Below are 12993 nucleotides of genomic sequence, written 5' to 3'. Positions count from 1 at the left end.
GAAGCAGAAATGCCCAATTCTCAAGTTGAGAATTGGGCATTTCTGTGGTAAAATAAATTAATTACTTGACTGTTCAGGCTACCGACCGGAGCTGATGGGCGGTGGATTTTCCGAATTTTTCACGGGCATACTCCAGGCTGATGGTCAACTCCTTCACATCTACCTGCGACGGCATTTCGAACATAGCGTCGGTAATAATCGACTCGCAGATCGAGCGCAGGCCCCGGGCACCCAGGTTGTACTGTAAGGCCTGATCAACAATATAATTCAGCGCGCTGGGATCCCAGTGAAGCGTAATCCCTTCCATGCTGAACAACTTGTTATACTGCTTTGTAATGGCGTTTTTCGGTTCTGTCAGGATCTGCATCAGTGCCGACCGATCGAGCGGTTCGAGGTGCGTCAGTACGGGCAGGCGACCGATGAGTTCGGGAATCAACCCAAACGATTTCAGATCCAGCGCCGAGATATACCGCATCAGATGGCCACGCTCGAAGGTTTCGTTGAGCCGCCGGTCGCCCGAGAAACCGATGGGTCGGGTGTTGATCCGCTTGGTAATGTGCCGTTCGATGCCGTCGAACGCTCCTCCACAGATAAACAGAATATTTTCGGTATTCAGCGCAATCAGCCGCTGGTCGGGATGTTTGCGTCCGCCCTGTGGCGGCACATTGACGACGGACCCTTCCAGCAGTTTCAGCAGCGCCTGCTGTACACCTTCTCCGCTCACGTCGCGCGTGATGCTGGGATTGTCCGACTTGCGGGCAATCTTGTCGATCTCATCGATATATACGATGCCCCGCTCGGCGGCTTCTACGTTATAGTCGGCAGCCTGCAGCAGGCGCGTCAAAATAGTTTCGACATCTTCGCCCACGTAGCCGGCTTCGGTAATCACGGTTGCGTCGGCGATGCAGAACGGTACTTCCAGGATTTTGGCAATGGAGCGGGCCAGGTACGTTTTTCCGGTGCCCGTTTCGCCCACCATGATGATGTTCGATTTCTCGATCGTTACGTCGTCGGCCGTTTTGGGCTGCATCAGCCGCTTGTAATGGTTGTATACGGCAACAGTAATGGCTTTCTTGGCATCGTCCTGACCAATGACATACTGATCCAGATGCCGTTTCATATCGACGGGTTTGATCAGATTGATATGAACCTCAGTCGGCTCACTGCGTTTGGGGCGCATTTCTTCGAGCACAACCTGGTGGCCCTGCTCGATACAGTAATTACAGATGTGCGCGTCGATACCCGACAGCAGCAACATTACTTCATTTTTGCGCCGTCCACAGAAGGAGCAACTGATTTGTGGCATGAACGTTTGCAGTGTAATAAGCTGATTACTCCGGACGGAAAAGAACGAGGCTGGTCGTCCGGGATCTGGTTAAACCATTGGTTACGATGAATTGTAGCCTAAACTTCGGCAAAAAAAATGACTCAGGCCAGCCTGAGTCATTCGGAATGTAGCAAAATTATTAATTGGCGGTCAGCGAGCCAACCCGGCCGTGGTACATATCTATTTCTCCCGACGCAGTACTTCGTCGATCAGACCGTATTCTTTCGCTTCTTCAGCGCGCATCCATTTGTCGCGATCCGAATCTTTTTCGATCTGTTTCACCGACTTACCCGAATGCAGGGCCAGGATTTCGTATAGCTCTTCGCGGAGTTTGACGATCTCCCGTGCCGTAATTTCGATGTCGACCGATTGGCCCTGCGCCCCACCCGACGGTTGGTGGATCATGATGCGGGCGTGTGGCAGCGCCGAACGCTTACCAGCCGCACCACCAGCCAGCAGCACAGCGCCCATAGAAGCCGCCAGGCTCGTGCAGACCGTAGCGACGTCGGGCCGTACGTATTGCATGGTATCATAAATACCCAGGCCGGCATAAACCGAACCACCGGGGCTATTCAGGTACATCAGGATGTCTTTCTTCGGATCGGCCGATTCCAGGAACAACAATTGAGCCACGATGATGTTGGCGATGTTGTCGTCGACGGGCAGGCCCATGAAAATAATCCGGTCGGCCATCAGGCGGGAGAATACGTCTACCTCCCGGAAGTTCATGGGTCGTTCTTCGATAACCGAGCGGGTCATGTTTTCGACCTGCAGGTTATTCACGGTATGGTTCATGTAACCGTCCACCGTCAGACCATTGAGGCCCATGTGATGCACGGCGAAATTGCGGAATTCTTTTTCGTAATTCATAATTGGGGTTTACTTCGTTAATTTGAAAACCAAGAAGACTTGGTGTAAGTTCGAGAATCGTTTCGGTACAAATTTGCGTTATCCTCCTGAAAAACCCTGTCAGTTTTGGTTTAGAATTTATCGCACTTACTTGATATGAGCACTTTCTCAAATCGTGGTCCCGCCGAAAAAATACGTCTACAGCGTCTTCAGCGCGGTTTATCGCAGGAAAACATGGCCGATCTGCTCAACCTGTCGACTACGGCCTACGGCGACATCGAGCGCGGCAAAACCGACCTGACACTTTCCCGACTGACCCAGATTGCCCAGGTGCTGGACGTTTCGCCCCTGACGTTGCTGACCGACGAAGCCATTCCCGCCCAGGTGATCGACGAAAAACCGGATGCACTCATTCACCACGAACTCGAAACCCTCCGCCTGACGGTGGAGAAGCAGCAGGTCGAACTGGACAAGCTTCGGCTGGAAACCGACTACTGGAAACGCAAATACGATGACCGGATCGCCATGGAAGTTCTGCGCGCCATGGGCGTCGAGCAGAAACGCGAGCGGATTGGCTTTTGAGCTATTTCATTTATTTTGCAGTACAGAACACAGACAACGCGGATTGGGCAGATAATCAAGGATCAGATCTGGTTTATTTGCCTTGCTCCGCGTTAGCTGTATCAGGGCCATAATTAGTTAAACGGATGAACGAACAAAGTAAAGAATTCCTGTACAAGTACCTCAACAATGCCTCCCCCACCGGTTTCGAATCGTCGGGGCAGCAGATCTGGCTGGATTACCTCAAACCCTACATCGACGAATACATTGTCGATACCTACGGAACCGCCGTTGGGGTGATTGGGGCCGGCAAAGAGTATAAAGTTGTCATCGAAGCACACTCCGACGAGATTTCGTGGTTCGTCAATTATATTTCCGACGATGGCTACCTGTTCGTTCGCCGGAATGGCGGCTCCGACGCCCTGATTGCCCCCTCGATGCGGGTAAACATGCACACCAAAAAAGGCGTGGTCGAAGGGGTGTTTGGCTGGCCAGCCATCCATGTGCGCGACCTGGCCAAAGATGCAGCTCCCAAAGTAACCGATCTGTTTATCGACGTGGGCGCGGCAACCAAACAGGAAGTGCTGGACATGGGCATTCACGTGGGTACGGTTTGCACATTCGTCGATGGCCTGACGGAAATGAATAACCGCTACTATGTCGGACGGGCGCTCGACAACCGGATGGGCGGCTTTATGGTTGCCGAAGTGGCCCGCCTGCTGAAAGAAAACAACATTACCTTACCTTTTACGCTGTACGTGGTCAATGCGGTGCAGGAAGAAATCGGACTTCGTGGTGCCGAAATGATTGCCCGCCGGCTCAAGCCCGATCTCGCCATCTGCACCGACGTTACGCACGACACCCAGTCGCCGAAGTACGATAAGAAAGAGCAGGGCGATCTGAAATGTGGCGACGGTCCGGTTCTCTGCTACGGTCCGGCGGTACAGAACAACGTACTGGAGTATTTGATTGCCGTGGCCGAGCAAAAAGAGATTGCCTTCCAGCGTCAGGCCGTTAGCCGTTCGACCGGCACCGACACCGATGCGTTTGCCTACGCCACCGAGGGTATCGCTTCGGCACTGATCTCGCTGCCGCTCAAATACATGCACACGACCGTAGAAACCGTGCACATGGACGACGTGCAGAACGTGATCCGGCTGATGTACGAGACGTTGTTATCGCTAAAGGGCAACGAAGATTTTCGGTACATCAAGTAATAGGTACACCACTGCTCTTATAGAATCTGCTTGTAGCTTCGAAAAAATAAGTGACTCTGCCATTCCGACCGGTCCGCCGGTGCGGCAGGAGGAATGACAGAGTTAGCTTCTGACCAGCAGTGAATTATACCTTCAATGTGAAACCCTGAATTACTTCTATATTATACACGCAGCCGGCCCTCAAGCCGGCTGCGTGCTTTTTTATGCTTTTGTCACAGGTACTTATACCGTCTCCACAGTCGCTATGCGGTTAAGTTCTTCCATATCCGATTTGGAAAGAACAACCTCACCAGCGCGCATATTTTCTTCCAGATGATTCAGATTAGACGTGCCCGGAATCAGTAGAATATTGTCGGACCGGTGCAACAGCCAGCTTAAGGCAATCTGGTGTGTGGTCGATTCTCTCTCTTCAGCAATGCGCTGAATTACTGCTTCGTCCTGCGGAGCCATGCCCCCACCGATCGGAAACCAGGGAATAAAGGCGATGTTCTGCTCCTCGCAATACGTTACTACCGATTCCCATTTTCGGTCATATACGCTGTAGCGGTTCTGCACCGAAACGACCGGAAAGTAGTGCTGCGCTTCCTGAATCTCTTCGACCGATACTTCTGACAGGCCCAAGTGCCGGATTTTGCCTTCTTGTTGCGCCTGTTGCAGAAATTCGAACGTGATCTTGGCCGGAATTTTCGGGTCGATCCGGTGCAGTTGGTACAGATCGATATGATCCAGTTTCAGGCGTTGCAGACTGCCGTTCAGCGCTTCGTGCAGGTGCTGCGGACTGGCGTCGTTGTGGATATCGGCCCAGGGACCAAAGCGCACGAGGCCGCCCTTGGTACCGATCACCAGCTTTTCCGAATACGGGTGAAGAGCTTCTGCGATCAACTGCTCGGACGTAAACGGCCCGTATTGATCGGCGGTATCGATAAAGTTTACGCCTAACTCGACCGCACGGCGCAGCACATCGATCGAGTTTTGCGGATTTTCGGGCATACCCCAAATAGCCGGACCGGTAATGCGCATAGCTCCGTAGCCGATTCGGTTGACTTCCAGATCACCTCCTAACAGAAAGGTGCTCTTTGGTTTACTGTTCATCATGATGTTAATTGAACGATTGTCTGAATTGAAGTGGCGAAAGACTGGTTTTGCTTTTAAAAAGTTTGTTGAAGGATTGTGGATACTTGAATCCCAACTGATAAGCGATTTCTCCGACCGACAAAGTCGTCGTACTCAGAATCTCCTTGGCCTTTTCGACCAGCTTGTTCTGAATGTGCTGCTGGGTATTTTGTCCGGTGGTGTTGCGCAGGAGGTCGCTCAGGTAATGGGGAGAAACATTCAGTTGCCCAGCCACATAGTCTACCGTCGGCAGGCCATCGTTCAGCGCCTGATCAGTATTGAAATAAGTCAGTAATAACGCTTCGAATCGGGTGAGTAGATCGTTGTTGACTTTTTTGCGGGTAATGAACTGGCGGTTGTAAAAACGACTGGCATAATGCAGCAGCAGTTCGATTTGCGTGACGATAATGTCCTGGCTATGCCGATCGATCGAAGCGTGGTATTCAGCTTCGATGGTTGCCAGCAATCCTTCGATCAGTTGCTGCTCTTTTTCGGAAAGAAACAAGGCTTCCGAGAGATCATACGAGAAAAACCCGTATTGCCGGATGGTCTTGCTCAACGAATACCCCTGCAGAAAATCGGGATGAATGACCAGTACCCACCCCTCAGCGGCAACCGTATCGGTAGAAAGCAGTTGTCCGGGAGCGATCAGCGAAAGTACCCCTTCGTCAAAATCATAATAGTTCTGCCCGTATTTTAGCTTACCCGCATAGTTTTTCTTCAGACAAACCTGGTAAAAAGGATAAATGGCCTTTTCGATTTCGGTTGCTACGCTGATCTGATCGAAGCGAATGACGCTCACCAGTGGATGCGCCGGTTTGGGCAATTGCAGCAACCGATGCAGTTGGCCAATCGATTCGATAACCAGAATGGAGTTTTTCTCTTTTTTCATGTTCTTATCGCTTGTCGGCCGCGCTTTGACGACAACACAAATGTCTGCGGAAACCTCTACAGGAAAGTAGCCGGATTTCGGTTTGTTGTGTTCAAATCGGAGCAGGGTTCTTCTATTACTTGTTTCTGCTAAAATGGAGCCGCCAGTCAGTACGGCCTTTAGGCTGGTTTACCCGGCGATATGTCGATTATTCGGTCGGATTTGTTACCTAAATCGCCTTTTACTCAATAGTACTCGCCTAGCATGCACCCGATCAGGTCTTACCGTACTTTTACTCCCCAATAAGCGCACCAATCGGGCGCTTTGTATTGATTCCACCAACTCAATTTACCCTGTATGAACGTATCGTTTATGAAAACACTGCTGGCGGTGATGCTGTCAGCACTGGCTTTTGCGTGCCAGGACCACACGCCTGTTCCGTCGGGACCAGCTTTGTCAGTGTCCTGGATCGATGGATGGACCAGTGATAAAGTACTGGCCCTTCCGAAGGGACGGCGTCCCGATCCGGCGGTGTATCTGCAACCGTCCTACCTTACCTTCCAGTTATCGTTGTTTAAGAACGGCGCTTCTTATCTGGTAACGAAAAAAGCGCTGGACGACTACGGGCGGGAGTTACTCGGTTATCCGGACAATACCCAGTTTGTGATGGCCAAACCGGAAATGGACGCCATGTTGATCAAAACCGCGAAAAACGTAGCGTCCATCGAAGCAGAGCTGGGTATCCCGACCGGTAGCTGGCAGGGAAAACCGCTGGTTCGCATCGACATCCCAGATCCGGTAGAGTTGCATGTTCGCCTGCCGTCGGGTAACGAAATGGGGGCCAACGCCCTGTGGCTGCCCGGCGGTAAACTTCCGACGGGTTATTCCGAAGCGGTCGTAGACCGCATTCCCAAGGGAAAATATATCGAAACCGATCTATAACCCACCTGGTTCTGATCGGTAGGCCTGCCACAGTTCGTTAACGAACCATTGAAAATCAGGCACGCTTACCGATCAGAATAGTACCTTACAGACTTTATGAAAGAATTGGCTAAAGAAAGCTGGAATTATACCTTATCCGAAGCCGAAACCGGCGATCTGATCTTTAGTGTAGTCAGTGGCTCAGTCGGGTTGTACGACATCAGGATCCGGCTGACACCAGCCGAAACCACTCAGTATCAGCGCGAAGGAAAGCCATACCTGGCTTCGCTGGCGAATGAGATACGTAGCGATGAAGCCCGCTTTCAATCGCGGAAAATAGACTAACCTATCTGTTCAAGCATGAAGAGCAACATGTTACTGACCAACTAGTTACGCGTTTCCCTTCGGGACATCGGCCAGAATGGCGGTCTTCAAAGCATCGATCAGGCGTTTTTTTACCTGCTCACGGTTCACGGTCAGGCATACGTCGCGGGTGGGTTCGGGGTACTTGAAATGACGAACAAACTTCCGGCGCTCTTCGGGAAGCTCCAGTACGGCGAGTTCGGGCAAAATTGTTATGCCCCCGTTTCGGTCGACCATCCGCATCAGGGTTTCGATGCTGCCAGACCGGTAGTTGAAACTGGTGCCGATGGTGCTGTTGCGGCTTAGTTCGCAGAGCTTCTGGATCTGGGTCCGGAAACAATGACCTTCTTCCAGCAGCCAGAGCTCGTTGGGCTCGATATCGCTCGGCAGAATATACTGCTTGTTATAAAGCCCGGTTTTTTCCGACACGTAAACGTAAAACCGTTCTTTGTACAGCGGAATTTCCAGCAATGCCTGATCGCCCGACAGCGACGCGACAATACCGACGTCCAGATTGCCCGTCTTCAGTTCGTTTACGATCCGTTCGGTAATCATCTCGGAAATGTGCAACCGAATTTCGGGGTACTGCTGAATGAAGGCCTGCACAAAATGCGGCAGCAAATACGGAGCGATGGTTGGAATGACCCCAATTTTTAATTCACCCGACAGATCACCGTTGTATTGCCGGGCCATCTCGGTCAACCGACCAGCTTCCCGAAGGATCACTTTTCCCTGATCGATGATCTGACGCCCGATCGCTGTTGGAATTATGGGCTGCTTGGTCCGGTCGAAAATCTTCACCCCCAGTTCTTCCTCCAGTTTCCGGATCATCATCGAAAGCGTTGGCTGTGTTACGTGACAATGGTCGGCGGCCTGGATAAAATGGCGAAAGTTATCGACAGCGGCAATGTATTCCAGTTGTTGAATATTCATCTGATGAATCGGTATGGCACAACATTCAGGCCGCAAGATATCGACAGAATCTATCGAGACACAAAAATCATTAATTTAAATGATAAAACTACTACCCGCTAGCAGTACAACCTTCCGGGCATAAAGACGCAAACAGACAGCAGGAGTTTACTCAATCATAAAGAAGGGCAGCCGAAAACGGTTGCCCTTCTTTATGATTCCGCCTATCTCACTGGCCTGACTGCGGACCGTACGTAATGAACCGTTGCGAAGCAACAGACGGTATATCGACTATATCAACCCGGCGAACCACGGTTTGTCGACCATCGCTGACCTCAATTGAATAAACGCCGGATTCACTGTCTTCAAAGTTGATTTTCTGATGATAGCTAACCGGCGATCGGTTCAGGAACTGACGATAAATAACCTGGTTGCTGGTATTTCTCACGGTAAGCGTAACCCCGCCTTTCTGATGAACCTTTAGTATGACATTGATAGTCCAGTTAGAACCCATGTACATACCCATTTCGAACGGTTTTATGCTGGTTAGGGTATCGTCGGACTGTGCTGGCAGGGTGCGTGAAGCTAGAAACAGAAGTATCAATAGCAGGTTCATAATCAGTGCGTTCATTGATCGTTGACTTATCTTTTTCATGGTTTGCGTGCGGTTTATAGTAGCCTTATTCGACGGAGTCAAAGGTGCAGGATTTTGATAGATTAGTAAAGCGAATTATTTTTGTCGAAATCATGAATAAAATTCATCATGGATATTCGGCACCTGCAAATGATTCAGGAAGTGGCCGCCAGTGGCACCCTGACCAAAGCCGCCGATCGGCTCTTCCTGACCCAGTCTGCGCTTAGTCATCAGTTGAAAGAACTGGAAAGCTATTTCAATACACAGCTGTTCATTCGCGACAAGAAACAGATGCTGCTTACAGCCGCGGGAGAAGTAGTTTTACAGGCTGCCGATAAAATCCTGGCCGAAGTGGCCGAAACGCGCGCTAAAGTTCGGTGCCTGACCGACCAGGAATCGGGCGAAGTTCGGCTATGTACCCAGTGCTACACGTCTTATCACTGGCTGGCGGGTTTTCTGCGGGAGTTTCAGGGGTTGTATCCGAAAGTGGATATCAAGGTGGAGTTGGAGGCTGGTACGCAGGATGCCGACCAGCATCTGCTGGCGAACCGGATCGATGTAGCCATTACAGAAGGGGCAGAGAACCCGAAGTTTGCCTATCGGTCGCTTTTTCAGGACGAGTTTGTCGCTATTGTCGCTCCGGATCATTCCTGGGCCGGTCGTCGCTGGGTCGAGATCGATGAGTTTGCCGATCAGAATTACATCATGTACAATATTCCAGACGAGGAGAGCACCAATTTCTTGATGCTCTTCAAAAATCGGCGCCCCACCAAGGTATATAAAATCACCTTGACAGAAGCCATTCTGGAGATGGTAAAAGCAGGGCTGGGCGTTGCCGTACTGCCGAATTGGGTGGTGAAGCCGTACCTGCAGTCAGGTCAGTTATCGGCGGTTCGGATCACGGAGAAGCGCGTGTTGCGGACCTGGTACGCGGCCACCCTGAAAACCAAACAGCTGCCGCGGTATACAACCGCTTTCATCGAGCAATTGGCATCGTATATGCACACACGCGAAGGGTACGCTTGTTCCGAAGACGAACTCATACAGGTTCTTTGATCGAATGAACCTGGGGCAGTAATCAAAACGAAAAAAGGATGTCGGCCGGTGCTGACATCCCTTTTCAATACGTTCAGTAAAAAATCGTCGGCGCTACTCATTCTGTCGGAACCCACCGCGTCCCTGACCTCGGTTGCCACCGCCATCCTGCCGGAAAGACCGGTCGAAGGAGTTCTTCGGTGCCGTAACGCCTACCCCAAACCGGCGCAGATTATACACGAAGCTGATCAGGAAATAGCGGTTCAGCACCCGGCTCCGTACTTCTTCGGTATAGGTATCGGTCACGTTCCGGACAATACTCTGGTTCTGATTCAGCAAATCGAACGCCTGAAACCGGATTTCGCCCTGATTCTGCTTGAACAACTGGCGCGCCAGGGTTGCATTCCAAAGCGTATATGACTGGTTATAGCTGGCCGAACTACCTCCGTAATGGTTGTAGTACACATTGGTCGAGAATGTGAACCGAAGCGGAAGCTGGTAATACACATCCAGGGTAACCGACTGATTCAGGTAACTCGTGTTTTGCTGCGGCTGCAACGAATACTGGGCCGACTGCCAGTTGATATTGCCCGACAGGTTCAGGTCTAGTTTCTCCGTGAAATTTGAACTCAGGGTGACACCCTGCCCGATCAGAAAGTTTTTGGCCAGGTTGGCTTTTTCGTTGATAAAGCTCATACCCCGGTTATAGGTCGCGGTCGTCGACAGGTTCAGGTTCGTTTTCTGCGTACCGAATTTGACGGGCTTTCCCCACACCAGCGATCCGTTGAGGGTATAATAGCCATCGGTGTTAACCGGTCGGGTCGTCTGCGCTCCGGCCGCCGAGAATACGGTCGAGTTCACGATTTTGTTATCGGTCCGGCTGGCATTGAAAAAGACGAATAGGTTGCGGAACGTGGCCGGGTCGAATCGGTTGAAATTCAGCGAGAGCGTATGGCTGTATTCGGGCTGTAGATCGGGATTACCCAACTGAATATTCAGCGGATTGGTATTGTTCGGCACCGGCTGCAGTTGATTGACCGAAGGCGCGTTGATGCGCGTCCGGTAGTTGATCCGCAGGTTCTGACCCTTCGAAAACTTATACGTAAACAGCGCGTTCGGCAGCAGATTCTGGAAGGTTCGGTTAAGGTTCGTCTCCCGGCTCAGGTTGTTCGAGTTCAGGCTCGCCTGCTGGCCGTCTAACCCAAACGCATAGGTGTATTTCAGCCGTTTTGTCTGCCAGGTCAGCCCCGCCCGGTTGGTCATGTAGTCGTTGACGAACTGGTTCGTCAGGGTCTGGTTCAGCAGGTCGTACTGGCTAGTCGCTTCGTTGAAATCGTTTACAAACCGGTTCGAGGTATTGTGGTTGTTCGACAGGTTGTAGTGAAACTCCAGGGTTTGCCGCAGCGAAAGCGGTTCGGTATAGCTCACGTTGACGCTGTTGGTCATGGACCGTGTCTGTTGGTTGTTCCGCTGGTTGATGGTCTGGGTAACCAATCCCGAAGAGTCTTTGGTGATGGTTCCGCTCGTGAGGGTAGTCGATAAGCCATTGAAGGTATTCACCGACTTATTGATGCCCTCGTTATCCTGATCGTTCATTGCTACGTTCCAGTTCACCGAAAACGTCCGCCCTTTCTTCCGGAATTTACGCAACAGCAGAAACGAGTTATTGCCCGTAAACCCACTCCCGGCCGAGTTGTAATTGGTCATGCTGGTATTGGTCAGCACGCCTTCGGCACTGGTCGTCTGCGATTGGCTGTAGTTATTATAGGTCGAATTGAGCCACGACAGGCTCGGAATCACCCGAATCGTCGTCAGGGTATCGAGTCGATAATCGAGCCGCAGATTGACCCGGTGATTGGTATTCGCGTTGTTGGACCCGTTGGTCTGTGTGCGAACAAAGGCCGAATCGGTTCGGCCGGTACCTGAGTTTGTGGTCGGCAGTACGTTGGTCCGGCGGCTGTTCTGATCGGTCAGGGTGTTGGTATTGCTCACGTTGTAACTGCTGACAACGTCAATTTTCTTACCCCAGCCGTCGCGGTAGTTGATGCCACCCGCCCACGACCGGGTGATGGCGTTACTACCAACCTGACCGCCCCCGTTACCACTACCGCCCCCGGAGCCGCCCCGTATAACGTTTCCGCCACCACCGGCACTGCCGCCCTGCCCCTGCCCGGCTCCGCCGAAGTTGCTCCCCAAGCCCAGATCCTGGGCCGTGAATCCCTGCTGGTTGATGTTGTTGGCCATACCCAGCACCGAAATCTGCCGGCCGTTGTTGAAATGGCTCAGACTGACCCGGCCCGAATAGCGGGCATCATCGTCGGGTTTGGGCCCCGCCCCGATCGTTTGCTGGCCAAAGGTACCTTTGCGCTTGTCTTTCTTTGTAGTGATGTTGATGGTTTTCTCGCGATCGCCGTCGTCGACGCCCGAAAAAGTCGATTGTTCAGACGCCTGATCGTAGAGCTGCACTTTATCGATGATATCAGCGGGCAGATTTCGGGTGGCCATTTTCGGATCATTTCCAAAGAACGGTTTTCCGTCGACCAGCACCTTGGTGATTGCCTGTCCCTGCGCTTTTACGTTACCGTCGCGGTCGACCTCAACGCCGGGGAGTTTTTTCAGCAGGTCTTCTACCTGCGAGTTGGGTCGGGTTTTAAACGAATCGGCGTTGAATTCCAGCGTATCGCCCTTGACCGCAATGGGCGCTTTTTCGCCCTGCACCGACACTTCCATCAGCGTCTGCGACTGCGCGACGATATCGATGGTACCCACATCGGTCACCGGGTCGTTTTTGGCTACGGTCACCCGCCGGGAGCGCCCCCGATACCCTACATACGTCACCAGCACCCGATACTGCCCTTCGGCAGTTTTGGGAAAGCTGAACTTCCCCTCGCCGTCAGTAATGCCAAACGAAACGAGCGAAGAGTCTCTGGCGAGCAGCGATACCGATGCTTCGATCAGGGGTTTCCGACTCACCGAGTCTACGACGATACCCTGCAGGGTCGATTGAGCAGCGGCTGTGTGAATGAATAATGTACAATGAACAATGACCAGTGAAAGAAAGGCCAGTCGCTTAGGGGTCGATAAAGTTTTCATTTTACATACTTCATTAGCAGAGTTGCCACCCGCATTACGGCAACTTTATTCATTGTACCACTACACATTCTTCATACCTTATTCATCGGATGACTCT

The 12993-nt window shown here is 51.8% G+C and carries 12 protein-coding genes; 5 read left to right on the top strand and 7 right to left on the bottom strand.

The window, feature by feature from the left end; genetic code table 11:
* Nucleotides 1-73: 73 nt before the first annotated feature.
* Both clpX and ACYVC2_RS21005 read right to left on the bottom strand, forming a co-directional pair.
* Entirely contained in the window at nt 74-1306 is a 1233-nt protein-coding gene (gene clpX, locus ACYVC2_RS21010; RefSeq protein WP_461105386.1) for an ATP-dependent Clp protease ATP-binding subunit ClpX, read from the bottom strand.
* 201 nt (nt 1307-1507) lie between these two features.
* Nucleotides 1508-2197: a ClpP family protease gene (locus ACYVC2_RS21005; RefSeq protein WP_461105384.1), complete on the bottom strand. Its 690-nt coding sequence runs from the start codon at nt 2195-2197 to the stop codon at nt 1508-1510.
* Between the two features lie 135 nt (nt 2198-2332).
* Here ACYVC2_RS21005 and ACYVC2_RS21000 point away from each other — a divergent pair, with 135 nt between their 5' ends.
* Complete coding sequence (locus tag ACYVC2_RS21000; RefSeq protein WP_461105382.1) at nt 2333-2758, top strand: helix-turn-helix domain-containing protein; 426 nt, start codon at nt 2333-2335, stop codon at nt 2756-2758.
* Nucleotides 2759-2883: 125 nt separating this feature from the next.
* Complete coding sequence (locus tag ACYVC2_RS20995) at nt 2884-3954, top strand: M42 family metallopeptidase (protein WP_461105380.1); 1071 nt, start codon at nt 2884-2886, stop codon at nt 3952-3954.
* Between the two features lie 222 nt (nt 3955-4176).
* Here the strand turns inward: ACYVC2_RS20995 and ACYVC2_RS20990 are convergent, their stop codons facing one another.
* Together ACYVC2_RS20990 and ACYVC2_RS20985 are read right to left on the bottom strand one after the other, a co-directional pair.
* On the bottom strand, nt 4177-5049 hold the full coding sequence (locus ACYVC2_RS20990; RefSeq protein WP_461105378.1) for an aldo/keto reductase: 873 nt from the start codon (nt 5047-5049) through the stop codon (nt 4177-4179).
* 4 nt (nt 5050-5053) lie between these two features.
* Nucleotides 5054-5959 (bottom strand): helix-turn-helix domain-containing protein, encoded by a 906-nt coding sequence (locus tag ACYVC2_RS20985; protein WP_461105376.1) that lies wholly within the window; start codon nt 5957-5959, stop codon nt 5054-5056.
* A 336-nt stretch (nt 5960-6295) separates the two neighbouring features.
* On the opposite strand from ACYVC2_RS20985, the gene ACYVC2_RS20980 reads away from it, so the two are divergent.
* Nucleotides 6296-6880 (top strand): hypothetical protein, encoded by a 585-nt coding sequence (locus tag ACYVC2_RS20980; protein WP_461105374.1) that lies wholly within the window; start codon nt 6296-6298, stop codon nt 6878-6880.
* A gap of 96 nt (nt 6881-6976) precedes the next feature.
* Nucleotides 6977-7204 carry a hypothetical protein gene (locus ACYVC2_RS20975; protein ID WP_461105372.1) on the top strand — a complete coding sequence of 76 codons (228 nt, stop codon included), beginning with the start codon at nt 6977-6979 and terminating at the stop codon, nt 7202-7204.
* Nucleotides 7205-7249: 45 nt separating this feature from the next.
* Here the strand turns inward: ACYVC2_RS20975 and ACYVC2_RS20970 are convergent, their stop codons facing one another.
* Entirely contained in the window at nt 7250-8155 is a 906-nt protein-coding gene (locus ACYVC2_RS20970) for a LysR substrate-binding domain-containing protein (RefSeq protein ID WP_461105370.1), read from the bottom strand.
* Nucleotides 8156-8363: 208 nt separating this feature from the next.
* Complete coding sequence (locus ACYVC2_RS20965; RefSeq protein WP_461105368.1) at nt 8364-8765, bottom strand: hypothetical protein; 402 nt, start codon at nt 8763-8765, stop codon at nt 8364-8366.
* 132 nt (nt 8766-8897) lie between these two features.
* Here ACYVC2_RS20965 and ACYVC2_RS20960 point away from each other — a divergent pair, with 132 nt between their 5' ends.
* Nucleotides 8898-9824 carry a LysR family transcriptional regulator gene (locus tag ACYVC2_RS20960; protein ID WP_461105366.1) on the top strand — a complete coding sequence of 309 codons (927 nt, stop codon included), beginning with the start codon at nt 8898-8900 and terminating at the stop codon, nt 9822-9824.
* Nucleotides 9825-9917: 93 nt separating this feature from the next.
* On the opposite strand, the gene ACYVC2_RS20955 is transcribed toward ACYVC2_RS20960, so the two are convergent.
* Nucleotides 9918-12896 (bottom strand): TonB-dependent receptor domain-containing protein, encoded by a 2979-nt coding sequence (locus ACYVC2_RS20955; protein ID WP_461105364.1) that lies wholly within the window; start codon nt 12894-12896, stop codon nt 9918-9920.
* Nucleotides 12897-12993 lie beyond the last annotated feature (97 nt).

The sequence above is a fragment of the Spirosoma koreense genome (assembly GCF_054777875.1).
The sequence above is the reverse complement of the archived record's forward strand: the minus strand, read 5'-3'. Positions and strand labels throughout refer to the sequence as shown.

Coding starts and splice junctions, on each gene's coding strand:
- clpX (WP_461105386.1), bottom strand. CDS start 1,306: ATGCCACAAATCAGTTGCTCCTTCTGTGGACGGCGCAAAAATGAAGTA.
- ACYVC2_RS21005 (WP_461105384.1), bottom strand. CDS start 2,197: ATGAATTACGAAAAAGAATTCCGCAATTTCGCCGTGCATCACATGGGC.
- ACYVC2_RS21000 (WP_461105382.1), top strand. CDS start 2,333: ATGAGCACTTTCTCAAATCGTGGTCCCGCCGAAAAAATACGTCTACAG.
- ACYVC2_RS20995 (WP_461105380.1), top strand. CDS start 2,884: ATGAACGAACAAAGTAAAGAATTCCTGTACAAGTACCTCAACAATGCC.
- ACYVC2_RS20990 (WP_461105378.1), bottom strand. CDS start 5,049: ATGATGAACAGTAAACCAAAGAGCACCTTTCTGTTAGGAGGTGATCTG.
- ACYVC2_RS20985 (WP_461105376.1), bottom strand. CDS start 5,959: ATGAAAAAAGAGAAAAACTCCATTCTGGTTATCGAATCGATTGGCCAA.
- ACYVC2_RS20980 (WP_461105374.1), top strand. CDS start 6,296: ATGAACGTATCGTTTATGAAAACACTGCTGGCGGTGATGCTGTCAGCA.
- ACYVC2_RS20975 (WP_461105372.1), top strand. CDS start 6,977: ATGAAAGAATTGGCTAAAGAAAGCTGGAATTATACCTTATCCGAAGCC.
- ACYVC2_RS20970 (WP_461105370.1), bottom strand. CDS start 8,155: ATGAATATTCAACAACTGGAATACATTGCCGCTGTCGATAACTTTCGC.
- ACYVC2_RS20965 (WP_461105368.1), bottom strand. CDS start 8,765: ATGAACGCACTGATTATGAACCTGCTATTGATACTTCTGTTTCTAGCT.
- ACYVC2_RS20960 (WP_461105366.1), top strand. CDS start 8,898: ATGGATATTCGGCACCTGCAAATGATTCAGGAAGTGGCCGCCAGTGGC.
- ACYVC2_RS20955 (WP_461105364.1), bottom strand. CDS start 12,896: ATGAAAACTTTATCGACCCCTAAGCGACTGGCCTTTCTTTCACTGGTC.